The 20,221-nt window shown below is 55.1% G+C and carries 23 protein-coding genes and 1 pseudogene; 19 read left to right on the forward strand and 5 right to left on the reverse strand.

Going from position 1 to position 20,221, the window contains the following annotated elements:
• From QRN10_RS08305 to QRN10_RS08365, 13 genes and pseudogenes are all read left to right on the forward strand, one after another.
• Window positions 1-950, forward strand: a 950-nt coding sequence (locus QRN10_RS08305; RefSeq protein WP_285428164.1) for a carbohydrate-binding protein CenC, incomplete at its 5' end; no start/stop codon positions are given.
• A gap of 8 nt (window positions 951-958) precedes the next feature.
• Window positions 959-1,336 (forward strand): phage tail assembly chaperone, encoded by a 378-nt coding sequence (locus QRN10_RS08310; RefSeq protein ID WP_285428165.1) that lies wholly within the window; start codon window positions 959-961, stop codon window positions 1,334-1,336.
• Window positions 1,337-1,438: 102 nt separating this feature from the next.
• On the forward strand, window positions 1,439-2,605 hold the full coding sequence (locus QRN10_RS08315) for a phage tail sheath subtilisin-like domain-containing protein (RefSeq protein ID WP_285428166.1): 1,167 nt from the start codon (window positions 1,439-1,441) through the stop codon (window positions 2,603-2,605).
• A 12-nt stretch (window positions 2,606-2,617) separates the two neighbouring features.
• Entirely contained in the window at window positions 2,618-3,121 is a 504-nt protein-coding gene (locus tag QRN10_RS08320) for a phage major tail tube protein (protein ID WP_285428167.1), read from the forward strand.
• 14 nt (window positions 3,122-3,135) lie between these two features.
• Window positions 3,136-3,414: pseudogene (locus QRN10_RS08325) on the forward strand (phage tail assembly protein); the annotation flags it as partial.
• Between the two features lie 36 nt (window positions 3,415-3,450).
• Window positions 3,451-3,735 (forward strand): phage tail assembly protein, encoded by a 285-nt coding sequence (locus QRN10_RS08330; protein ID WP_285428288.1) that lies wholly within the window; start codon window positions 3,451-3,453, stop codon window positions 3,733-3,735.
• Between the two features lie 151 nt (window positions 3,736-3,886).
• The gene (locus QRN10_RS08335) at window positions 3,887-6,874 is read left to right on the forward strand and encodes a phage tail tape measure protein (protein ID WP_285428168.1); all 2,988 of its coding nucleotides are present in this window, start codon (window positions 3,887-3,889) and stop codon (window positions 6,872-6,874) included.
• Window positions 6,875-6,886: 12 nt separating this feature from the next.
• Window positions 6,887-7,732 (forward strand): phage tail protein, encoded by an 846-nt coding sequence (locus QRN10_RS08340; protein WP_285428169.1) that lies wholly within the window; start codon window positions 6,887-6,889, stop codon window positions 7,730-7,732.
• The gene (locus QRN10_RS08345; RefSeq protein ID WP_285428170.1) at window positions 7,707-7,913 is read left to right on the forward strand and encodes a tail protein X; all 207 of its coding nucleotides are present in this window, start codon (window positions 7,707-7,709) and stop codon (window positions 7,911-7,913) included. Before QRN10_RS08340 ends, QRN10_RS08345 begins: the two co-directional genes overlap by 26 nt.
• A gap of 81 nt (window positions 7,914-7,994) precedes the next feature.
• Window positions 7,995-9,041: a phage late control D family protein gene (locus tag QRN10_RS08350; RefSeq protein ID WP_285428171.1), complete on the forward strand. Its 1,047-nt coding sequence runs from the start codon at window positions 7,995-7,997 to the stop codon at window positions 9,039-9,041.
• A gap of 48 nt (window positions 9,042-9,089) precedes the next feature.
• Window positions 9,090-9,653: a glycoside hydrolase family 19 protein gene (locus QRN10_RS08355; RefSeq protein WP_262020343.1), complete on the forward strand. Its 564-nt coding sequence runs from the start codon at window positions 9,090-9,092 to the stop codon at window positions 9,651-9,653.
• Window positions 9,635-10,177: a lysis system spanin subunit gene (locus QRN10_RS08360; protein ID WP_285428172.1), complete on the forward strand. Its 543-nt coding sequence runs from the start codon at window positions 9,635-9,637 to the stop codon at window positions 10,175-10,177. The genes QRN10_RS08355 and QRN10_RS08360 overlap by 19 nt, the downstream gene beginning before the upstream one ends.
• A 149-nt stretch (window positions 10,178-10,326) precedes the next feature.
• The gene (locus tag QRN10_RS08365; RefSeq protein ID WP_285428173.1) at window positions 10,327-11,121 is read left to right on the forward strand and encodes a DNA adenine methylase; all 795 of its coding nucleotides are present in this window, start codon (window positions 10,327-10,329) and stop codon (window positions 11,119-11,121) included.
• A 5-nt stretch (window positions 11,122-11,126) separates the two neighbouring features.
• On the opposite strand, the gene QRN10_RS08370 is transcribed toward QRN10_RS08365, so the two are convergent.
• Window positions 11,127-11,828 carry an SOS response-associated peptidase family protein gene (locus QRN10_RS08370; RefSeq protein WP_285428174.1) on the reverse strand — a complete coding sequence of 234 codons (702 nt, stop codon included), beginning with the start codon at window positions 11,826-11,828 and terminating at the stop codon, window positions 11,127-11,129.
• Between the two features lie 101 nt (window positions 11,829-11,929).
• On the opposite strand from QRN10_RS08370, the gene QRN10_RS08375 reads away from it, so the two are divergent.
• On the forward strand, window positions 11,930-12,355 hold the full coding sequence (locus QRN10_RS08375) for a LexA family protein (protein ID WP_285428176.1): 426 nt from the start codon (window positions 11,930-11,932) through the stop codon (window positions 12,353-12,355).
• Complete coding sequence (umuC, locus tag QRN10_RS08380) at window positions 12,348-13,625, forward strand: translesion error-prone DNA polymerase V subunit UmuC (protein ID WP_285428178.1); 1,278 nt, start codon at window positions 12,348-12,350, stop codon at window positions 13,623-13,625. Before QRN10_RS08375 ends, umuC begins: the two co-directional genes overlap by 8 nt.
• Before the next feature lie 100 nt (window positions 13,626-13,725).
• On the opposite strand, the gene QRN10_RS08385 is transcribed toward umuC, so the two are convergent.
• Window positions 13,726-14,649: a hypothetical protein gene (locus tag QRN10_RS08385; RefSeq protein ID WP_285428179.1), complete on the reverse strand. Its 924-nt coding sequence runs from the start codon at window positions 14,647-14,649 to the stop codon at window positions 13,726-13,728.
• 416 nt (window positions 14,650-15,065) lie between these two features.
• Window positions 15,066-15,278: a hypothetical protein gene (locus tag QRN10_RS08390; RefSeq protein WP_181078171.1), complete on the reverse strand. Its 213-nt coding sequence runs from the start codon at window positions 15,276-15,278 to the stop codon at window positions 15,066-15,068.
• 469 nt (window positions 15,279-15,747) lie between these two features.
• Here QRN10_RS08390 and QRN10_RS08395 point away from each other — a divergent pair, with 469 nt between their 5' ends.
• The 3 genes from QRN10_RS08395 to QRN10_RS08405 all read left to right on the forward strand — a co-directional run bounded on the left by QRN10_RS08395 (window position 15,748) and on the right by QRN10_RS08405 (window position 18,263).
• The gene (locus QRN10_RS08395) at window positions 15,748-16,896 is read left to right on the forward strand and encodes an acyltransferase family protein (protein WP_285428180.1); all 1,149 of its coding nucleotides are present in this window, start codon (window positions 15,748-15,750) and stop codon (window positions 16,894-16,896) included.
• Window positions 16,896-17,678, forward strand: a complete 783-nt coding sequence (locus tag QRN10_RS08400) for a hypothetical protein (protein WP_285428181.1) — start codon at window positions 16,896-16,898, stop codon at window positions 17,676-17,678. The genes QRN10_RS08395 and QRN10_RS08400 overlap by 1 nt, the downstream gene beginning before the upstream one ends.
• Window positions 17,679-17,996: 318 nt before the next feature.
• The gene (locus QRN10_RS08405) at window positions 17,997-18,263 is read left to right on the forward strand and encodes a hypothetical protein (RefSeq protein WP_313598459.1); all 267 of its coding nucleotides are present in this window, start codon (window positions 17,997-17,999) and stop codon (window positions 18,261-18,263) included.
• Between the two features lie 86 nt (window positions 18,264-18,349).
• Here the strand turns inward: QRN10_RS08405 and QRN10_RS08410 are convergent, their stop codons facing one another.
• The gene (locus QRN10_RS08410) at window positions 18,350-18,730 is read right to left on the reverse strand and encodes a DUF1090 family protein (RefSeq protein WP_253507858.1); all 381 of its coding nucleotides are present in this window, start codon (window positions 18,728-18,730) and stop codon (window positions 18,350-18,352) included.
• 157 nt (window positions 18,731-18,887) lie between these two features.
• Window positions 18,888-19,148, reverse strand: coding sequence for a hypothetical protein (locus tag QRN10_RS08415; RefSeq protein ID WP_285428182.1), 261 nt, complete (start codon window positions 19,146-19,148; stop codon window positions 18,888-18,890).
• A 258-nt stretch (window positions 19,149-19,406) separates the two neighbouring features.
• Between QRN10_RS08415 and QRN10_RS08420 the strand changes: the two genes are divergently transcribed.
• Entirely contained in the window at window positions 19,407-20,015 is a 609-nt protein-coding gene (locus QRN10_RS08420; RefSeq protein ID WP_181077781.1) for a LysE family translocator, read from the forward strand.
• Window positions 20,016-20,221 lie beyond the last annotated feature (206 nt).

Here is a 20,221-nt window from a genome sequence, read left to right on the forward strand (position 1 = left end):
GTTTGATCAACGGCAATTTCGATATTTGGCAGCGAGGCGTAACAGGTCAAGTTGGCAACCTGGCAGGCCCCCCTCAGGCGTTTTATGGACCGGATCGATGGATTGTCTACTTACCCGCAAACTCAACCGCAACATGGAGCCGAATTGCTTTTGAACCAGGCGCCGGATTCAACGAAGGGACGTATGCGTTAAGAGTTGCCCGTTCAGGCGCCAACGATGGCGTGAATATCAGCCAACGCATTGAGGGTGTGGAGGTGCTAGCGGGCAAGAGTGCAACGATTTCTTTTTATATGCGCTCATCCATCAGCCATAAGTGCGGGGTAATTTTACGCCAGTCATTTGGCCCAGGAGGTTCTGACGCAGGCGCGGGAGTTGGCGCGGAAATTACGGTAACTACCGAATTCAAAAGGTACGTCGTTACGCTGGATGTGCCGTCGATTAAGGGCAAAAATCGCGCTGTAACCGGCGACTATCTCGAACTGGTATTCGGCAGTCTGGGTAAAGGAAATTACACCCTGGACCTTGCCTCGGTGCAGATCGAGGGTGGAACGATCGCAACTGAAATGGAACTTCGTACCTTTGCGCAGGAGCTGGCGTTATGCCAACGCTATTACGAGAAAACCTTCTCTCACGAGGTCGCACCTTCGGATTCATCCGGCGGTAGCGGAGCCCTGATGAGCGTGGTGTACATGAACCAAACCGGTGCTGCCAGCCAGCCCGTGGTCATGTGGAGCTACAAGGTTGAAAAGCGAATGATACCCAGCGTACGTCTTTACAGCCCTAACGCATCAGGAAGACCTGGCCAGTTCCGATCCGGGAGCGATGACTTTTCGACCAGCAATGCGCGCTCGTCCATCGTCGGTACCCGTGGCGTCGCCATTGATAACGGCGACGTAGGTGTGCCTGCACAGTCCTATTACATCCATGCAACAGCTGACGCCGAGCTGTAGGAGCGAACATGAACTATCAACTCACCACCGACCCAGACACGGTTATTCAGCTCTCAGATGGTGCAACAGTTCCTCGAGGCCATCGCTTCTGGGACGACTATGAACAATGGTTGAAAGACGGCGGTAAGCCGAAACCCGCCTTTACGCTCGATCCGGCTGTTTCGGAACGGGCATGGCGCGACGCCGAAATTAAAAGCGTTAAATGGCTCAGGGAGCGGCACCGTGATGAGGTGGATTCAGACCGACCTACCACCCTGACCGTGCAGCAATCTGGTGAGCTGCTTGATTATGTTCAGGCATTGCGGGACTGGCCCCAAACAACGAAGTTTCCTGTTCAAAAATACCGACCCAAAAAACCTGGCTGGATCGCCGAACAAACCCAATAGCGCCCCACCCCATTGGGGCGTTTTGTATTCCGTTACACGCAACACATAAACCCTCCCGGCCTCGCTTTTGCGGGGCTTTTTCGTTTCTGGAGCATTTGCTTTATGAGTTTCTTCCACGGCGTTACTACGACTGACATCAAGACGGGCGCGCGCACCATATCCTTGCCGTCGTCTTCCATTATCGGACTTTGCGACACCTTCACCCCAGGCGCCCTTGGCGGTGGCACTGCCAAGGCCGGCGAGCTCAAGTTGATCACCTCCGAGCGCGAGGCTATTGCTGCCTTCGGCGCTGACTCAGCGATCACCAAGGCCTGCAAGGCGATCTATACCAAGGCCAAGGCGGTGATTGTCGCCATTGGGGTACCGAAGCTGGAAGACGCGGCACTGCAGGCCTCTGCGATCATTGGTGGCGTGCTCACCTCTGGTCAGCGTACCGGCTTACAGGCCTTGCTCGATGGGAAAAGCCTGTACAACGCGCAGCCCCGTCTGTTGATTGCGCCCGGCCACACCGCCACTCAGGCAGTCGCCACCGCGCTCGACAGCCTGGCGCAGAAACTGCGGGCAATCGGCATTCTCGATGGCCCTGGGACCACGGATGAGGCGGCGATGCTCTATGCCGGCAACTTCGGAAGTCGCAATCTGTTCATGGTGGATCCGGGTGTTCAGTACTGGGACACCGAGCTCAGCAAGACGGTCGATGCGCCGGGCTCCGCTTGGGCAGCGGGCTTGTTCGCCTGGACTGATGCCGAATATGGCTTCTGGGCATCGCCGTCTAACAAGGAATTCACTGGTATCACTGGCACGACCAGGGCTGTCGAGTATCTGGACGGTGACGAGACGTGCCGGGCCAACCTGCTGAACAACGCCAATATCGCAACGATCATCCGCGACGACGGCTATCGCCTGTGGGGTAACCGCACGCTGTCGAGCGACCCGAAATGGGCATTCGTCACGCGTGTTCGCACGCTGTTCATCCTCATGGATGCGGTGCAGGCCGGCCACAAGTGGGCCGTGGACCGCTCAATCACCAAGACCTACGTCAAGGACGTGACGGATGGACTGGACGCGTTCATGCGTGACCTGAAAGCCCAGGGCGCGATTATCAATTTTGAGGTGTACCCGGACACCGAGCTGAACACTGCCAGCCAGATCTCCCAGGGCAAAGTTTACTGGCGCATTCGCTTCACCGATGTGCCACCGGCAGAAAACCCGAATTTCCTTTTCGAAGTCACCGATCAGTGGATGACCGAAGTTCTTGAAGCAGCCTAAGGGGCCTAGTCAATGATTCCTCAAACCTTGTTTAACACGAACCTGTTTGTCGACGGTGTGAACTTCGCCGGCGACGTGCCGAGTCTGACCTTGCCCAAGTTGACGGTAAAGACCGATGAGTACCGCGCTGGCGGAATGGCCGGTGCCATCGAGATGGCCCAGGGCTTGGAAAAAATGGAAGCCTCCTTTGTCACTAAGGGCGTGCGTCGAGAGTCGTTGAAGTACTTCGGCCTGGCAGATGGCACGGCCTTCAACGCGACGTTCCGAGGTGCATTCAGGGGGCAAAAAGGGGCAGTGACGGCTGCGGTCGCCACTCTGCGTGGGTTGCTTAAAGAGGTCGACCTCGGGGACTGGAAAGCCGGCGACCCGGCGGAAATCAAACATGCCGTGGCGCCTTCCTACTACAAGCTCGAAATTGACGGCCGGGTCATCTACGAGATCGACATGGTCGCAGGTGTTCAGGTAATTGACGGTAAAGATCAACTCGCTGATGTTCGCGCGGCACTCGGCCTCTAAGGGAATAGATCCAAATGAATAAAGCAACTTTTAAAGAAGTACCGGCCTGGCTGTCGCTGACTGCGCTCGCTGCCGTCGTGACGCTCACGCGGCCGAGCAATGCCAACGGCGTACAGGTCGAGACCTTGACCCTGCGTGCCCCGATGGTTCGTGAAGTGCGAGCTGTCGACCGCGCCTCTAATGGCGACGATGAACAGCGCGAGTTGATGTTGTTCGCGGGATTGGCAGAGGTAGGCGTTAAGGATCTTGAAGGCCTCAAGCTGGCGGACTATCGCCGTGTTCAAGCCGCTTACTCGCACCTGGTCCCCGAAACCGACTATTCGGATTCGATGCCACCGTGGCTGTCGGTTAGCACAGATCGGGCCTTGGTCACCCTTTCCTGTCCGAGCGTCATCAACGGGGTGTCGGTTGATACGTTGTCTCTGCGTTCCCCGACAGTTGGCGATGTGCGCTCTGCTAATCGTGACGCGGGCGGAAATGACGAACAGCGAGAGCTGATCTTGTTTGCCGCGCTTGCCGGGGCGCCTGTCGCTGATCTCGAGGGCCTGATGTTGGTGGATTTTAACCGCCTGCAGGCCGGCTATTTTCGAATGGACCAAGACGACGGGGTTTAACCCTCACGTAATAAAAATGGCCGCGAAACGTCTGGCGGCGGAAACGGGATTTTCCGCTGCTGAGATTCTGTCGATGCCGTTTGCGGAAATGGTGTGGTGGCTCACGGACTGAGCCGCCTTCGATAAAGGCTATGCAAAAGAGGGCCGTGACATGGCGAACAAGATCGCCCTCGGGCTGGTGATCGGCGGCGCCGTCAGTTCGACTGTCGGTGCTGCGTTTAAAGATGTAACGGGGCGCATCAAGCGTCTTGAGGCGGAAGGCAATAAAGCGCGTGTTCTGCAGCGCACTATCGGCGACACCATTCGATTGCGTGATGAATGGAAGAAAGCCCATGACAGCGGCTCTGAGGGAGCGTCCAAGCTACTGGGGCGATTGAACTCCAATCTCGACAGTTTGAAAAAGCAGGGCATCGAGGTCGGCCGGCTGGAAAAGGCCTATCGTTCGATGGGACAGACCGCCAACAAAGCCGAACTTAAGGCCCGCGGACATCAGCAACTGGATGCTGGTAAGAACGGCATGAAAAGCACTGTCGGCGCCGCTGTCGTCGGTGTTGGCATGCTAGCTGTTCCGACCAAGGTCAGCGCGGATTTTGGGGCCATTGTTCGTGACATCGCGATCAAGGCCGGTATTGCCAACAAACCGCAAGAACAGGAGATGTCGCGCAAGATCATCAATACCTCGCGCGACACCGGCATGGCGCGCAACGACGTGGCCGACGTGGTCAACCAGTTGGTCGGCGCGGGTATGGATTTGAGCAAGGCCCTGGAGTACGCGCCGGTCGCGGCCAAGTTTGTCGTAGGTCAAGGCTCGAACGGTGTCGATACCGCGAAGATGATCAACGCCCTGGGGCAGAACGCCAAGATTACCGATCCAAAGCAGATGCAGCAGGCTCTGGAGGCTATTGCCTTCCAAGGGCAGGCGGGGAGCTTTGAAGCGGCAGACATGGCCAAGTGGTTCCCCGAACTGTTAGCGAATATGGGCAGCCTCGGCATCACCGGCATGGATGCGGTGACGCAGCTGGGGGCCATGCTGCAAGTGCAGATGAAGTCTGCAGGCGGCGCCGATGAGGCGGCGAACAACCTCAAGAACTGGATGAGCAAAATCGGTTCCGGCGACACCGTCAAGGCGTATGCAAAGGCCGGTATCGACTACAAGGCGTCAATGCAGACCGGTTTGCAACACGGGATGTCCACGCTTGAAACCAGCATGTCGCTGGCACAGAAGTACATCCAGGCCATTGATCCGAAGCGCGCGGCGGCAATGGCCGAGGCGACGGCGAAGATCAGCAAGGAATCGGACCCGGAGAAAGCCAAGGCCATGATGGCCTCGCTGGAAGAGTCACTGCGCACCGGTGACCTGTTCGCTGATATGCAGGTAAAGGCTGCACTTTCTGCCTATATGCAGAACAAGGCGCTGTACAGCCAGCTCAAAAACGATTCGCGTGAAGCAACGGGCATCCTCGACAAAAACCTCAGCGAGCGCCGGGAGGCGTCGTCGCAGAAGTGGGCCGAAATGGCTCAGTCGATGGATGACGCAATGCGCAGCGTTGGGGACGCTCTGCGTCCGGTCACGGACACCGTGGCTGAAGCGCTGACCAAAGTCACGAGGGGTATCACCTCGTTGTCTGACAGCGCGCCCGGCGTTGTCACTGGCATCACGGCGGTCGGTGGCGGGCTTATCGCGCTCAAGGGCCTGCTCAGCTCGTTCAAAATCGCTAAAGGTCTACTCAACGTCGCGCGTGGCTCGTTGAGCGGTAAGTCCGGCGAAGTGCAAAAAGTCTTTGTGACCAACTCCAAGGATGGCGCTGGCGGCGTTGGAAAGGGCGGCGATCCCAAAGGCAAGGCCGGCAAAGCCCTGTCGTTAGTTGAGACTGGGCTCAAGGCTGTAGCTGCACTCAAGGGTGAGTCAGCTGATGGTGATGGAAAGGAAGAGAAGAAGTCCGGCAAGTTAGACATTGTCTCGACTGGCCTTAAAGTGGTTTCGCTCGCAAAAGAAGCTGTATCTGGCGATGACGGCGCGACGGGTGACAATACGGCGGCGAGTGGCGACGGCATTCAAAAGGTTTTCGTCGTTAATTTGGGTGCAATGGGGGGGGCCGCTGGAACGACAGGCGAAACCCGCCGGCGTGCTCGGGGTTCAAGACGTGGCTCTTCGCGTCGTCGGCCGGTGCCGCTTCGGGCGGGTAGCTCGCTACGTGCCCGTGTGCTGGTCCCGCGTCCGCCAGTTCCACGGCCTGCAGTACCGGTCCCGCGTCCGGCTGTGCCACGGCCTGAAATACCGGCCCCGCGTTCGCCAATGCCACGGCCTGCACTGCCGGTCCCGAGTCCGTCGTTGCCAAGGCTGCCGGTGCCGGTCCCAAGCCCGCCAATTCCACCTGTTCCGGTTCCCAGCGGGGCGATGGCGAAACTGGGCGGTGTTGTGCAAGCGGTCGGTAAGATCGGCAAAGCCGCCAAGATGATTCCTGGTGGCTCGCTGATGGAAGCCGGCGCGATGGCCTTCGACACCTATGAGAATGCCAAGACGAAGGACGAAAAGGCGGAGGGCTATGGCGCTGCAGCCGGCAATCTCGCCGGCACCATGGCCGGTGCTGCTGCAGGGGCGGCTATTGGCTCGGTGGTGCCTATCATTGGCACCGCTATTGGCGGGCTGGTAGGCGCTTACTTAGGCAGCATGGGTGGTTCAGCGCTGGGTGGGGCTGCGGGTAAGTCCTGGTTCGGAGGCGAGGATGAAAAACCCGCCCCCCCGGTAACGCCCTTGCTGATGGCGCCTCGACCGGGTCCAGCCATTCCAAGCTTGGCCGCAATGGGCAAGTCATTCAACAGCCCAAACGGTTCGGGTGCGCTGCTGATGGCGCCTGCACCGCAAGCGCCGGTCTTGGGTGATGTAGCCCGCTCTCTGGCCGTATCAGCACCGACCAAACCGGCGGCTGTCGCGATCCAACCCAAAGAGCCGGAAAGGGCTGTCCCGGCCAAAGTGGATCAGCAATTTCAGTACTCACTGAGCATGCCGGTTACGGTGCAAGGGGATGTGAAAGACCCGCAACGCTTAGCGCAGGACCTCATGCCGCACATGCGGCTAATGATGGCTGATGCGGCGAAACAAAACGCCGCGAAGCTGTACGACGAACCGCACCTGTAAAGAGGAGGGCCTATGGCTTATATGGAGCAGATGCAGTCGGGCCTCAAGTACCTGGTTGAAGCCGGGGAGGCTGGTAGACGTAGTGCTGACGGCATGCTTGGACCTGTCAACGGCGCAATAAGGGAGCTGACTGGAGCTGCGTCCGAGCTGGAAAACATTCCGTTCGTGGGGCCAACTGTCGGTGCCAAGCTACAGCGGGTGATGCGCGGCGTAGACGCCGCGCAGGCCAAAGCCGGCCAGGTGCTGGCTGTGTACGGTCGCGCGACACGGGGCGCTTCCGAAGTGCAGGAGCGAATGGGTGCGCTGAAGGAGCAGGCGGGAAAGGCTGCGACGGCAATCAACAAGATCGCCGGAAAGGTCAGTCCGTCATTGGCAAACATCGTGCCCACCAGCGCGTTTGCCGTAGATGCCACACCAGCGCCAGAAGCGGTGAAGCCATTCCCGCACTTGCTGATCATCCAGCCCAAGGATCCTAAGATTCAGCCGTACTACTTCAACCTGGATACTGCGGCCTTCGACGAATTGAGTCGTTCGACCGAATTCCGCTGGGCTTCACAGGAGCGGCTATCGCGGCGCCCGGCGCAGCAGGCCGTGGGCATGGGCGAAGAAAAGCTCACACTCAAAGGCACGATTTACCCAGGCTTCAAGGGGGGACTCAAGCAGCTTGACACATTGCGCACCATCGGCGGCCGGCTACAGCCCCTGACTCTGACCACCGGCTATGGAGAGGTGATCGGCACCTGGTGCTTGAAGTCCATCAACGAGGAACAGGGCGCGCTGCTGCACGGCGGTATTCCGCGTAAACAAGTATTCACTCTGGAGTTCACGCGCTATGGCGACGACATGCAGAACGTCTGACGGGGACATGCTCGATGTCATTTGCAATAACGTTTATGGGCACTTGAACGGCAGTGTCGAGGCCGTGCTGGATGCCAATCAGGGCCTGGCAGACGAGCCCCAGCCTTTCCGCGCTGGTGTGGTGATCGTGCTACCGGATCTGCCAATCCCGACTGAGGAAGGGATTAGCTTGTGGGACTGACTCCGTGCGGCCCGTTGCGTTAAGCGTAAGAACACTTTGTATTCAGCCCGCCCTGTGCGGGTTTTTCTTTGGAAAAAAACCATGACGCCCACTTTTCGTATCGTTGCCGACGGTGCCGATATTACATCCAAGATCAATGATCGCTTGTTGTTGCTTAGGACCTCTGACAAGCCGGGTATGGAGTCCGACGAGTTTGAATTGCGTATCGATGACCGTGACGGCCAGGTGCAGTTGCCCCGGCGCGGTAGCTCAATCGAGATTCACCTGGGCTATGCCGAAACGTCCTTGATGCGCCTGGGGCTTTACGCGGTCGACACGGTCGAAGTTTCCGGCCCGCCTGATACGATTGTGATCAAGGGTAAAGCCAGCGATATGCGCGGCAGTGGTAAGACTATCCGCAGCGGAAGCTGGGAGGATGCGCCGTTGTCGAAGATCGTGGCCGACATCGCGGCTCGAAATGGCTGGCAGGCAGGCTGTCCGGTGGCGACGAAGGTCGCTCGTGTGGATCAGCTCAACGAGTCCGACTTTAATTTCATCACGCGTCTGGCTAAGCAATACGACTGCACGGCCAAGGTCGCGGATGGCAAGCTGTTGGTGATGCCGCGCCAGGGAGGGCAGACAGCCAGTGGCAAAACGTTCGGTGCGATCACGTTGACCCGCAGCGATCTCAGTCGCTGGCAGTTCAGCTTAGGGGATCGCAATTCGCACAAGGCCGTGGCGACTAAGCATCAGAACAAAAAGGACGGCAAATTGGCGGTGGTCACCATCGACAACGATGATGCGCCGGACGGCTTGCCGGCGGTGCACACGGATAGGCACATCTATCCGAACAAGACCGCTGCTGAGTCAGCAGCCAAAGCACGGTTAGCGGCATTCAATCGCTCGACCGCCGACGTGCGTTTCGAGATGCCAGGCCGGACTGACATTTATGCCGAGCGACTGATCAACGCCCAGGGCTTCAAGGTCGGGCTAGATGGTGAATACCTGGCGGATTCGGTGGAGCAGGTTTTTACCCAATCTGGCTGGTCGACCACGGTCGAGTGCAATGCCGGCAAGCAAGGCAAATCCAAGGGTAAGAAAAAGAAAGAAACGAAGCCGCTCAAGGTCGTGAGCGTCGAGAAGCTGTAATGCAAGCCACCGCCGCCTAAGTGCGGTATTTTTTTGTCCGGAGTTTTTATGACCATCACTGAACAACAGCTACAACGCATCATGCCAAACGCCCGCCGCCAAGCGGGCGTTTTTGTATCTGCCCTGAACGCGGCAATGGCGCATCGGCAGATCAATACACCGAAACGCCAGGCTGCTTTCCTGGCGCAGCTTGGTCACGAGTCCGGTCAACTGCAGTACGTCCGCGAACTGGGCGGGGATCAATACCTGAGTAAATACGATACCGGCACTCTGGCTGCCAAGCTTGGTAATACCCCAGCTGCAGATGGTGATGGTCAACGCTATCGTGGCCGAGGGTTGATCCAGGTAACCGGGCACGATAACTACCTGCGCTGCAGTCTGGCACTGTTCGGCGATGAGCGATTGTTGCGCACCCCCGAGCTGCTCGAGCAGCCGCAATGGGCGGCAGAGTCGGCGGCGTGGTTCTGGTCTGTAAACGGGCTGAATGCGCTCGCGGATCAGGACCAGTTCAACACCATCACTCGCCGGATCAACGGCGGCCTTAATGGCCTGGAGGATCGGCTGCAGTTGTGGGCCAGGGCGAGGGCGGTGTTATGCGTCTCTTCGATCTGATCCCCGCGCAGTTCCGTATCGCCGCTATCAGCTTGCTGTTAGTGGTGGTGGTCGCAGGATCTGCAGCATTGGCCTGGACTGCTCAGGACTGGCGTTATGGCAGCGTGCTGGAGCGGCAAGCCCGCCTGCAGGCGGACACCCTCAACGAAATATCCAAAGCGTCTTCTGCTCTGCAGCGTACCGAGCAGGACAAGCGCCGTGCCCTGGAGCTCCGCCTGCAGAACAAAGACGAAACCCACTACAAGGAATTGACCGATGAGCAAATCAAGCAGGCTCGTCTGCGTGATCGCCTGGCTACTGCTGATCTGCGGCTGTCAGTCGTACTCTCCGCCACCGAAACCACCGGCAGCTGTTCAGTGCCAACCACCACCGCCACCGGCCGCGTGGTTCATGGCCCCACAAGAGCCCAACTTGACCCAGCGCATGCTCAACGAATTATCGGCATCACCGATGCCGGCGACCGAGGATTGATCGCTCTGCGGGCCTGTCAGGCTTACGCAAAAGAAGTTTCTACACAGAAGTGAAAGGAGCGGCCGGGCTGGATGCGTCAACATCCAGGCCGGCCACCTTCCCCGCAGATCGTCCCTGCAAGTCCAGCCAAGGCTCCTGCTTCGTGCACAAAGCGGAGCGAGCCTAGCACTGTTTATCCATACAGCAAAGGTCTTGCTTTTTTATGTCTACACCTATCATTCCTTGGATGGGCGGCAAGCGTCGCCTGGCCGACCGCCTTATCCCGCTTTTCCCGCCACACGAATGCTACGTTGAAGTCTTTGCCGGCGGCGCCGCGCTCTACTTCATGCGTCCCCAGGCAGCGCCTGTTGAAGTTCTAAACGACATCAACGGTGACCTGGTGACGCTGTACCGTGTCGTGCAAAACCACTTGGAGGAATTCGTCCGCCAGTTTAAATGGGCGCTCAGTTCCCGCCAGGTGTTCGAGTGGCAGAAGATGACCCGTCCGGAAACCCTCACCGACATCCAGCGCGCCGCCCGATTCTTTTACCTGCAGCACCATGCCTTCGCCGGCAAAGTGACGGGGCAGACGTTCGGCACTGCAACGACCGGCCCTGCGATCAACTTGCTGCGTATTGAGGAAAACCTGTCTGCAGCGTGGCAGCGTCTGTCGGGCACCTACGTTGAAAACCTGCCGTGGTTGGACTGCGCCGAACGCTACGACCGTGCCCATACGTTCCACTACATGGATCCACCTTACTGGCAGACCGCCGGCTATGGCGTGGACTTCCCATTTGAGAATTACGAGCGCATGGCCGACTTCATGCGACGTTGCAAAGGCAAGGTCATGGTCAGCATCAACGATCACTCTGATATCAGGCGAGTATTTGAGGGGTTTCACTTTGAGATGGTGGACATTCGATACACCACATCCAACCAACGGCAAGGAAAAAGTGAGGTTAGCGGTGAACTGGTGATCATGAACTGGGAGCCAGCCGCATTGGGAGGACTGTTCTGATAGCGTCAAACATCCCTGGATGGTGCAGGCAGCAGTAAGTCAGCCCCCTGGCTTTTCACACTCCCCACTGCTCTGCCAACGGCATACCACTCAAAGTCATCCACTGGCTGGCAACATTCCTTCGCTATTTCCTCGGCGCGGGCTGAAGTAAGGCTGGGATCGATCCACTCCCTGGCGTGCTCAGGTGTCAGCACCAACGGCTTGCGGTCGTGGATGTCCACCATGCCCTGGTCACTTGCGGCGGTGATGATCACGAACCCATCGCCGTCGTGGGGATCCAGGCCAGGATGAACTTGGGCAAGCGCGCCAAAGAACATGTGTTTCTGACTCTTCAGGCGAATGAAGTAGGGCTGCTTTTTCTTCGGTTCGTCAGGGTCTTTGACCCACTCATACCACCCTTCACTCGGCACCAGGGCTCGGCCATTCGGCCAAAGTTGCTTGAAAAACTTTCCCGTGGTGACCGTCTCTACACGGGCGTTAATCGGGTCGGGGCGTTTGCCCTTAGCCCAGAATGGCGCCCATCCCCATTTAACTGCATCGATATGCAGCCCATCCGCTGCGGCATGCAGCAACTGAACCCGTGTCGACGGCGCGACGTTGTAGCGATCAATTGGCTGAGCGTCATAGCCGCTGAACAGCTCTATTTGGGGGTTCAGTTCTTCAATGAAGATTGCCATCCCTTCGTACTGCACAAATCGTCCGCACATACCGCACTCTCCGTCTGTCGAAATCCCCTACAGAAAAATTGACCGCAAGCGTCCTACAAAGTTAACTGTACATTCATACAGTATTTGTAAAAGGCCGCATCATGAGCTTCACCATTCTAGGTCCTATCGCTCAGGCAGGCGCCAAGCTGCCTATGTGTTCGTTCCAGGTTCCGGCCGGCTTTCCGTCGCCGGCGGCGGATCATATTGAGCAGCACATCTCATTGGATGAGGTCCTGAATATCCGAGCACCGCATGTGTACCTGGTAGCCATCACTGGGGAAAGCATGCAGGGGATAGGTATTTTCGAAGGTGATCTTGCGGTGGTGGATCGTGCGATTGAGCCGGTTCATGGGCATGTAGTGGTGGCTCTGCTGAATAATGAGCCTATCTGCAAGCGCCTTTGTAAGCGCGGCCGGGAGGTTGTCCTTCTGTCAGAAAACCCCAAGTACCCGGCGCGGTACGTTCTTGAAGGGGATGAGCTATCAATCTGGGGGGTGATTACCAGCACGGTGCGCAGCCATGTCTAAGCCGCAACCGACCTTTGCGCTTGTTGACTGCAACAGCTTCTATGCCAGTTGTGAGCGGGTTTTCCGGCCGGACTTGGCAAAGGTACCCATTGTGGTACTTAGCAATAATGACGGCTGTGTGATCGCGCGCAGCTACGACGCGAAGCCGTTCATCAAAATGGGCGAGCCGTATTTCCAGATCAAGCACAAGCTCAAGCAACACGGCATTGTCGCGTTCTCCTCCAACTATGCGCTGTACGGTGACATAAGCGAACGCGTGATGAGCCTGATCGAGTCATTGGTGCCGGCAGTTGAGGTTTACAGCATTGATGAGGCATTCACCGATCTGACCGGTGTCGGTGGTTTGGATGCCTTAGGTCGGGAGATCCGCGCTCAGGTACTTCGCTGCACCGGCATACCAGTTGGTGTGGGTATCGCTCATACAAAGACCCTGGCGAAGCTGGCAAACCACACCGCGAAGCGCCTGCAATCGCAGACCGGTGGTGTGGTCAATATCACCGACCCGGTTAAGCGGGACTGGGTGCTGCGTAATACGGACGTGGCGGAGGTGTGGGGCGTTGGCCGAAAGATGAAACTTCACCTCGATACGATGGGCATAAAGTCTGCAATGGACTTGGCTAAGGCGGACCCATGGACGCTCCGCAAGAAGTTCAGCGTTGTGATCGAGAAGACCGCCCGTGAACTGGCTGGAACGTCTTGTCTTGAGTTGGACGAGCCCGATCCGCCCAAGCTGGAAATCTGCTGCAGCCGGATGTTTGGCAAGCGCCTGACTGATCTACCACCGATTAAGGAAGCGTTGGCCACCTACATGATGCGTGCCTCAGAAAAGCTGCGGGCCCAGGGATCGCTATGCAAGAAGGTGCGTGTATGCATCCGCACGGGCATGTTCAATCCAGAGGAGGCGAAGTATGCCAACGGAGTGGTGGTAGACATGCCATATCCCACCGATGACGTGCGACTGCTAACAAAGGCGACTGTTGATGCGGTCGATCGCATTTACCGCCCAGGCTTCAAATACAGTAAGGCCGAAGTGATGCTGCTCAACCTGTGTCAGCCCGGCGAGTATACCGATGATCTTTTCGCTACTTCGCAGCCAGCCGAGTCCTCCCGAGTAATGAGCGTATTGGACGAGATCAATGATCGCTGGGGGAGGGGAACGCTGCGGTCAGCCAGTGTGCCCAGTAATCCAGATTGGGCCATGCGGCGTGAGATGATGAGCCCGAGCTATACGACTAAGCTTAAACACCTTTGGGTCGTTGCATGCAGATAGCCAATTACTAAACCGGAACTACATTTTCGCCTATTATTATATAGATTTTAATAGGCTGTTATGCATCCAGTTTTGAATGGATAGTCCGGGCGATGAAATTTCAGGATTTTTCTCGATGATTTCTAAGGTTGTTCATTATAGTTAAAGTGCTAGTTGATACGGCCTCAGCGTCTATACTTCCCCATCCCTGAACTAACTCGCCGTTGGTGGTGGGGTAGGATGTATAGACTTTTTCATTTGCGATATATACTGTGCAGTTGACATTTCCGAAAGGCTTGATGTCTTGAATGTATTTTTCTATGGCTTCGGTCACTGTTTTAAAGATGTATTCGCGACCCATGTTTCCAGGAGGTGCTGACGATTTTCGTTGATTTTCTTGCCTTTCTATAAGTTCAAATGGCTCAAGATTATTAAAGTCTATGGATGTGCCGGTATTAGGATTGTTAACCAATTCTTCAAGGGTTTTGATGTCCTTTTGAGCCGCGTCTAGCTTACGTTGTATATCCAGGCATTCTTTTTCTTTCGTTTGTATTTGGTCTGCAAGTTGTACGTTGTTTGGTTCCAGTTGGGAAATTATAACTTTCAGTGTTTTTATTTCTTCAAGATGTTTTTGAATTGCGACGTCTGCGGCCGCTTGCTGCCTTATAGCTATTGTCCTGAGCTCTCTACCTTCTTTTTGGGTTAGGGGAGTTTCGTCCTCTATGGCTTGTTTGATTTTTTTCAGTTCTTTGTGGTGAGATCGGGAGATTTTATAAATCCATGCTGCGGGGTATGGGTAAATTAAAATCAGAGCAAGAGATGTGGCGAGGGGAAATAAAAAACCCATCGTTAAATAGTCATTTTTGTTCGCGAAAAGATTCATATTTATATATGTTATTTTTTCTGGTGCGCTTAGACTGGAGAAAACAATTAATAGTACTTCGTAGTTTATTATGCACCAAGAAATTAGGAACGATCCAAGAAGAGGGCTTGTTGCACGCTCGTACAGTTGAGCTTTAATGGCGGTAGTAAGATCGTCTAACATTTCTGTAATAACTCAGTCTGTTAAAGTATTTTTCGAAATCACTCTTGCTGTTACAAGGAAATTCCAAATAGTAAAGCATTGATGCACGAGTGACTGATGCTACTATTTTTTGTAATTCGTCATAGCTGTTATGACTAAAAAATTAAGTTATGGCAAAATGATGTCGCTGTCAACTTGAGTTAACCTGGCTAATGTAATGGCACAGGACCGCTAAACTACTGAGTCTGATATCGGTTTTGAGTGCACTGTTCAGGTCGCGGTGTGGGGCAAATTTGGGGCAAACCGTACGCCAATCTATGCCATTCAATGCCCATCGTGCATTTTTACGACGTGCTGCGGACGTGGCTCAGAGCCAGAAAACACGGGCTATCCCACAAAATCTCCCACATACCCTTACACAATCGGGGTGTGCTTTGTCAGAGTCGATTCGTTCGTAGCTTCGCCAGGCCCTGCTTGATGTGCCCAGCGTTTTCGCCGATCACGAATAGAGCACCACGTACGTTGTCACCGACCTCATCCAAGCCTTGCTTTTCGCTTTGAAGAGCCAACTCCATCAGAGCTGCTTCCAACGCGAGCTGATTCTCGTACATTCGTTCAAGCAAATCTGGGAGTGAGTATTCCCCTGCCATGTATGTCACCCCGCTTAAAAGGGCTAAGCATAGCAGTGGTCTAGTAAACTGTGCTTGCTTAGAATTTGCTACGAGAACGGCCGCTCAATGCTTCGAAAGCAGGGATAGTGGCGGTTTTCGGGAGCGCTACGTCCAATCCATCATCGAACAGGGCTAGGCTGGAGTCCTTGAAAATAGTGGAGCGCGTGAAGGGAATCGAACCGTTATCAGCTTGGGAAGCTGTGAAAATAGCTATCGTCTGGGTGTCTGCGTCTCGGAAGCTTGACTACAGCCGGGATAGAGCTGCCTCTACCCGCGCAGTCCTTGTGCTTGCCGACGTGCTCAAGCGCGCTGATAAAAGCGGAAGACTTGGCGGCAGATGCTGATCAAAGCCGGAGCAGAAGTGACGTGCGCAAAGGCATATGATGAGTTTGCAGATACAAAAAAATGCTAATGTGCCACCATAAAAAATCAGTGGCGGGTAGAGAACATGGTAAAGGAGTTTGAGTTCATTAACTTTTTCAGAGCAATTGCTGCTCTGTGGGTGCTGGTTGCGCATTGCATGATCTGGGGGGGCTGGTACGGCATACCACTCCCTTCTCCTAAAATTGCAGTGAACCTGTTTATGCTTATATCGGGTTTTTTAATGATGGCTAACGCTACCGCCCGAAGAAGCGTCGAACCGTTCAGTGATCGCAGTAGTTGGTATAAATTCTGGATTAGACGGTACTTCCGACTAGCTCCTGCATACTATTTGTCTCTTGTTGTAGCTGTTATTGCAGGTTCGTACTTTTTGTCAGGTTATGGTGAGCTCCAAAAGTTGAACCCTGCCGTATGGGGCGGGGGGACAGTCTATGATCCGGCGAAGATAAATTACTCGATAGAGAATTTGATTCTACACGTAACGTTTTTATTTGGTCTGCATCCCGAATATTCTTTTTCGACTTTTCTGCCTGATTGGAGTTTGAGTTTGGAGATGCAGTTTTATGCGGTGTTCCCCTTGCTGTTTCTTGTTTTTTCAAGAGCGGGCGTTGCAAAGTCTTCGTTGTTGGTTGGTATTTCTACGATCTTTATAGGGGTGTGGGTGAATACAAAATTCCACTATATTGAACCATCACTACTTATTCTGCGCCTGCATTATTTTTTGGCGGGCATGGTTTTATTTGCCGCGATGAACGCGGCTATAGCAGTGAAGCGACAGTTGTGTCTTTTTACATGCGCACTGTTGCTTGTTTTTGTTGGCTCAAGAAAAGAATACGATTATTTTGTCCTGCCAGGTTTCCTTGCGCTAATGTTCTTGCTGGGGATGGTAGAGCAATCAGGACGTTTGCCCGCGAATCTCAAAAAAATATTCAATAGTAAGATTGTGGATTTTGCTTCCGAGACTTCTTATGGTCTATATCTCTTCCATGGTTTCTATATATCTTTAAGTGGCATGCTGATCTCGAAATCCCCAGCACTACTTCAGCTTTCGCCTGCTGCGCGTGTAGGGTGCATGTTGCCTTTCGTCCTGGCTTGTTCCTATTTCACCGCTTACTTGGTCTATGTAGCAATAGAGAAGCCTGGTATTAGCCTTGGTAAAAAAATCAATCACAAGCTTTTCTGTCGTGAGTTTGCCGTGGAACGAGTCAGGATCTAGTGAGTTGGCGATTGCGAATAGAGCCTGTCTACTTTTATATTATCGAGGTGGTGAAGGTGGAAAGATTTACGCAAGCAATTGAGGATTCATTGGATTCCAAAAATTGGAATTCGGCATTATTTCTAGCACTGTCCCTGCCTGATATATGTTGCCGGCTGAATTCGGTAAGCGGCAAACAAGCCTATGCTGGCTGGTTTGAAAAGTATCTTGGGCATATCTATACACATAAGGGTGAGGTATTTTTGTCAGGTAACGACTGCTTCTCGTTGAGGTGTGCATTGTTACATCAGGGGGTTGTTGATTTGCAGGAGCATAGTAAAGGAGGTGTGATATCTAAATTTCATTTTACAGTTGCCTCTTGTCATGTCGGCCGTATTCACGATGTGCTTCAACTTGATATTAGACGATTTTGTAGAGACATGGTGTCCGGAGTGCATGCCTGGCTTGCACTATTTAAAGAAGAGGATCCTTTGTGTGAGGCGAAATTGAAAACGTTACTGTTCGTTCATGTGGGGGACAGTAATGTGAATGGAGTAATTATTGGCGGTGAGGACCCCGTCCCTCTGATCAACGAGGACGTGCGGTCTATGCTCAATGATTTGTATGAGGCAGGGTCAAGTGAAGCTGTGATGCAACAATATATTCGGTCAATTGGGTATTCTGAAGAGTTCGCTGCTGAAAAAGTCAGGTCTCATATTGGGCATCTGCTGATGACAATGAGGGGGCGAGAGCTTCACGGGCGCCGGCTTCAAGCGATGAAGGCCGCCGGCACGGAAGGGTAAAAATTCATTCCGCAACTAAAAACGTAGCCTACTATTTTAAGGGCTGGCAAGCCTGTCTGTTCAGGCAGAATGCGGAATTGAAAGTTTTGTATGGTGTTGATATATATAAATATATATGCGGATTGCAAATCCGCCTACGCCGGTTCGATTCCGACCTCGGCCTCCACTCTCGAAAGCCCCGCAGCCATTAGGTTGCGGGGCTTTTTTTGTGCCTGCGGATTTTGTCCCGGCCGTTAATTGGGACAATCCTGGGACACTGAGATCATTCAACGGTGGTACTGTCCTCGCGGCGCACTGGAGCCTGGCGAAAACCAGCGCGTGCTCACCCTTATCGTCAGCCGTCGCGGGCGTAAACCCACCGAGTTACGCGTGCCATTCAGCGACATCTTTTCCATGCGGCCCTATGTGCTCGCTGCCTATGACCGAAATGGCTATTTCAGTGTTGTGTTTCAGGGACCGAAGGACTGGGTGTACGAATACCAGTTTGCCGAGGGGACGTCTTTGGAAGAAATGGAGTTTCATGCTGCCTGGTTGCGAGGAATGATCGGCGAGCGGAAGTACGAGCTGCTGAACCTGGACAAATGAACGGCGCTTCAGTGTTCGCCGGGCTCTGCGCAATTGAGCCGGTGTAACGAGAAAGCCTGCTCGGGAGCAGGCTTCTCTGTACTTATTTATTTAAACAACCCACCAATCGCGTTAATCGCATCCGCCGCCTTGTTTACGTTCTGTTGGCGTTGCGAGCTGGTGTCCACTTGAGCTTGAGTGTTGTAAGTGGCGTTACTGCAGCTTTTATTGGTTTGCGTCAGCGCCGCCTGGAATGCGCTGGCGCGCAAGGTATCGCCCTTGGCGTTGGCGGCGTTGATGTTGGCTTGCAGGTCGCGGATTTGTTGCTGGCAGGAGGCAGCGTTGTTGGTGTTGGCGGTGTTGGTCGTGTTCGCGCCTCCCAGTGCCGTGGACAGCGCGCCGGTCAGGGCCGAGAGATCGGCGGCGTGGACGGGCAGGGTGAACAGGCTGAGCAGGGCGGCGGCGGGTGCAAGTGTGGACAGGCGCATGGCAAACCTCAATGTTTGATTGCCTGCGCGTCAGCAGTCCCGGGCAGGCGCATGGCAATGTCCCTATGGATGAGCGCCCGAGTGGAGCCAAATGGTATGGGCTCGCATTTTGACCATCAACGCGACGTCTGCAGAACTGTGAACTAATTCACAGTTTTCATTCGGGCGGGCCATCAGTGTCGGAGCGTTTGATGCGCTGCTGTTTCACCTCTGCGGCGTAGCCATTGAGCTTTTCCTGCTGGGCCGCCAGCAAGTCACCTATCTTTTTCAGAATGAGTGCCTGTGTTGCGTCGCTCGCCGCCATGGCCTTGAGTTCCACCACCGACCAGCCGATCATCGCCGCTGCGTCTTCCAGGTCGTAGAACAGTTCCTGCTGGGCTGTTCGGGGGCCATTCAGGTCGTGTATCAATTCCTGCATGCGTGTCTCCGCCGTTGCGCGTCATGCCGTGGGTAAATGCCGGGCAAAGAAAAGCCCGCGATGGGGGGTGCGGGCTAAAAGGGGTGTTCACTAGGAGCTACTGGAGTCACCTTAAGCGTGCATCTGTGAAAGCTTTGTGAAACTGCATGGGAATGTGCGGGAAAAGTGTATGCCTCGATCCGCGCCTGGCTGTACGGGGTGTTCGTCGGGATAAATCACTACTGTCGTAAGCCTTCCACCCTGTTCGGATGCTTTGCGATGGTCATGTCTTCCAGTCTGCTGTCGGCCTTTGTACTGTTTGCCTTTGTCTCTTCGATCACCCCCGGCCCCAACAACACCATGTTGCTGGCCTCGGGGGTGAATTTCGGTTTTCGCCGCTCCATACCTCATGCGCTGGGCATCAGCATCGGTTTTATGCTGCTGGTGATTGCAGTCGGGTTGGGGTTGGGCGAGGTGTTCAAGGTGTTTCCCTGGGCGTATACGTTGCTGCGTTACGTGGGGGCCGCGTATTTGCTGTATCTGGCGTGGAAGATCGCCACGGCGGGCGGCATGACCGACAGCGCTGACGAGCGCGGCAAACCCATGACGTTTCTCGGCGCCGCCGCGTTCCAGTGGGTCAACCCCAAGGCCTGGATCATGGCGTTGGGCGCCATCACCACCTACACGCCCGCCGAAGGCTACGTGACCAATGTGCTGGTCATTGCCTTGGTGTTCGCGGTGGTCAACCTGCCCAGCGTGTGCGTCTGGTTGGGCTGCGGCACCGGGCTGCGCAACCTGTTGCGTGAGCCGCGTTGGGTGCGCCTGTTCAACGGGATAATGGCCGGCTTGCTCGTTTTGTCGCTGTACCCGATGTTCCTGGCCGGCTAGGTGTCAGACCGGTGAGATGGTCGCCAGCAGGCCGATGCCGATGGTCAGTACCAGAAAACCGAACAGGAAGAGTGCCATCTTGGTCATAGGACCTCCGAAGGGAAGGGAAGTGGAAACGGTGGCTATTGTCCGCCTGGGTGGTTTTTCGATACAGACGCAGATAACAAAGAAAAAACCGTATCAGATGTGGCTGCCACCCCATGGTG

This window comes from Pseudomonas sp. lyk4-R2A-8, assembly GCF_030209095.1.
GTDB classification, from domain to species: Bacteria; Pseudomonadota; Gammaproteobacteria; order Pseudomonadales; family Pseudomonadaceae; genus Aquipseudomonas; species Aquipseudomonas quebecensis.

Bases quoted from the DNA above. Each gene is read 5' to 3' on its own strand.
- QRN10_RS08310 (WP_285428165.1), top strand. From the start codon at position 959: ATGAACTATCAACTCACCACCGACCCAGACACGGTTATTCAGCTCTCA.
- QRN10_RS08315 (WP_285428166.1), top strand. From the start codon at position 1,439: ATGAGTTTCTTCCACGGCGTTACTACGACTGACATCAAGACGGGCGCG.
- QRN10_RS08320 (WP_285428167.1), top strand. From the start codon at position 2,618: ATGATTCCTCAAACCTTGTTTAACACGAACCTGTTTGTCGACGGTGTG.
- QRN10_RS08330 (WP_285428288.1), top strand. From the start codon at position 3,451: ATGCCACCGTGGCTGTCGGTTAGCACAGATCGGGCCTTGGTCACCCTT.
- QRN10_RS08335 (WP_285428168.1), top strand. From the start codon at position 3,887: ATGGCGAACAAGATCGCCCTCGGGCTGGTGATCGGCGGCGCCGTCAGT.
- QRN10_RS08340 (WP_285428169.1), top strand. From the start codon at position 6,887: ATGGCTTATATGGAGCAGATGCAGTCGGGCCTCAAGTACCTGGTTGAA.
- QRN10_RS08345 (WP_285428170.1), top strand. From the start codon at position 7,707: ATGGCGACGACATGCAGAACGTCTGACGGGGACATGCTCGATGTCATT.
- QRN10_RS08350 (WP_285428171.1), top strand. From the start codon at position 7,995: ATGACGCCCACTTTTCGTATCGTTGCCGACGGTGCCGATATTACATCC.
- QRN10_RS08355 (WP_262020343.1), top strand. From the start codon at position 9,090: ATGACCATCACTGAACAACAGCTACAACGCATCATGCCAAACGCCCGC.
- QRN10_RS08360 (WP_285428172.1), top strand. From the start codon at position 9,635: ATGCGTCTCTTCGATCTGATCCCCGCGCAGTTCCGTATCGCCGCTATC.
- QRN10_RS08365 (WP_285428173.1), top strand. From the start codon at position 10,327: ATGTCTACACCTATCATTCCTTGGATGGGCGGCAAGCGTCGCCTGGCC.
- QRN10_RS08370 (WP_285428174.1), bottom strand. From the start codon at position 11,828: ATGTGCGGACGATTTGTGCAGTACGAAGGGATGGCAATCTTCATTGAA.
- QRN10_RS08375 (WP_285428176.1), top strand. From the start codon at position 11,930: ATGAGCTTCACCATTCTAGGTCCTATCGCTCAGGCAGGCGCCAAGCTG.
- umuC (WP_285428178.1), top strand. From the start codon at position 12,348: ATGTCTAAGCCGCAACCGACCTTTGCGCTTGTTGACTGCAACAGCTTC.
- QRN10_RS08385 (WP_285428179.1), bottom strand. From the start codon at position 14,649: ATGTTAGACGATCTTACTACCGCCATTAAAGCTCAACTGTACGAGCGT.
- QRN10_RS08390 (WP_181078171.1), bottom strand. From the start codon at position 15,278: ATGGCAGGGGAATACTCACTCCCAGATTTGCTTGAACGAATGTACGAG.
- QRN10_RS08395 (WP_285428180.1), top strand. From the start codon at position 15,748: ATGGTAAAGGAGTTTGAGTTCATTAACTTTTTCAGAGCAATTGCTGCT.
- QRN10_RS08410 (WP_253507858.1), bottom strand. From the start codon at position 18,730: ATGCGCCTGTCCACACTTGCACCCGCCGCCGCCCTGCTCAGCCTGTTC.
- QRN10_RS08415 (WP_285428182.1), bottom strand. From the start codon at position 19,148: ATGCAGGAATTGATACACGACCTGAATGGCCCCCGAACAGCCCAGCAG.
- QRN10_RS08420 (WP_181077781.1), top strand. From the start codon at position 19,407: ATGGTCATGTCTTCCAGTCTGCTGTCGGCCTTTGTACTGTTTGCCTTT.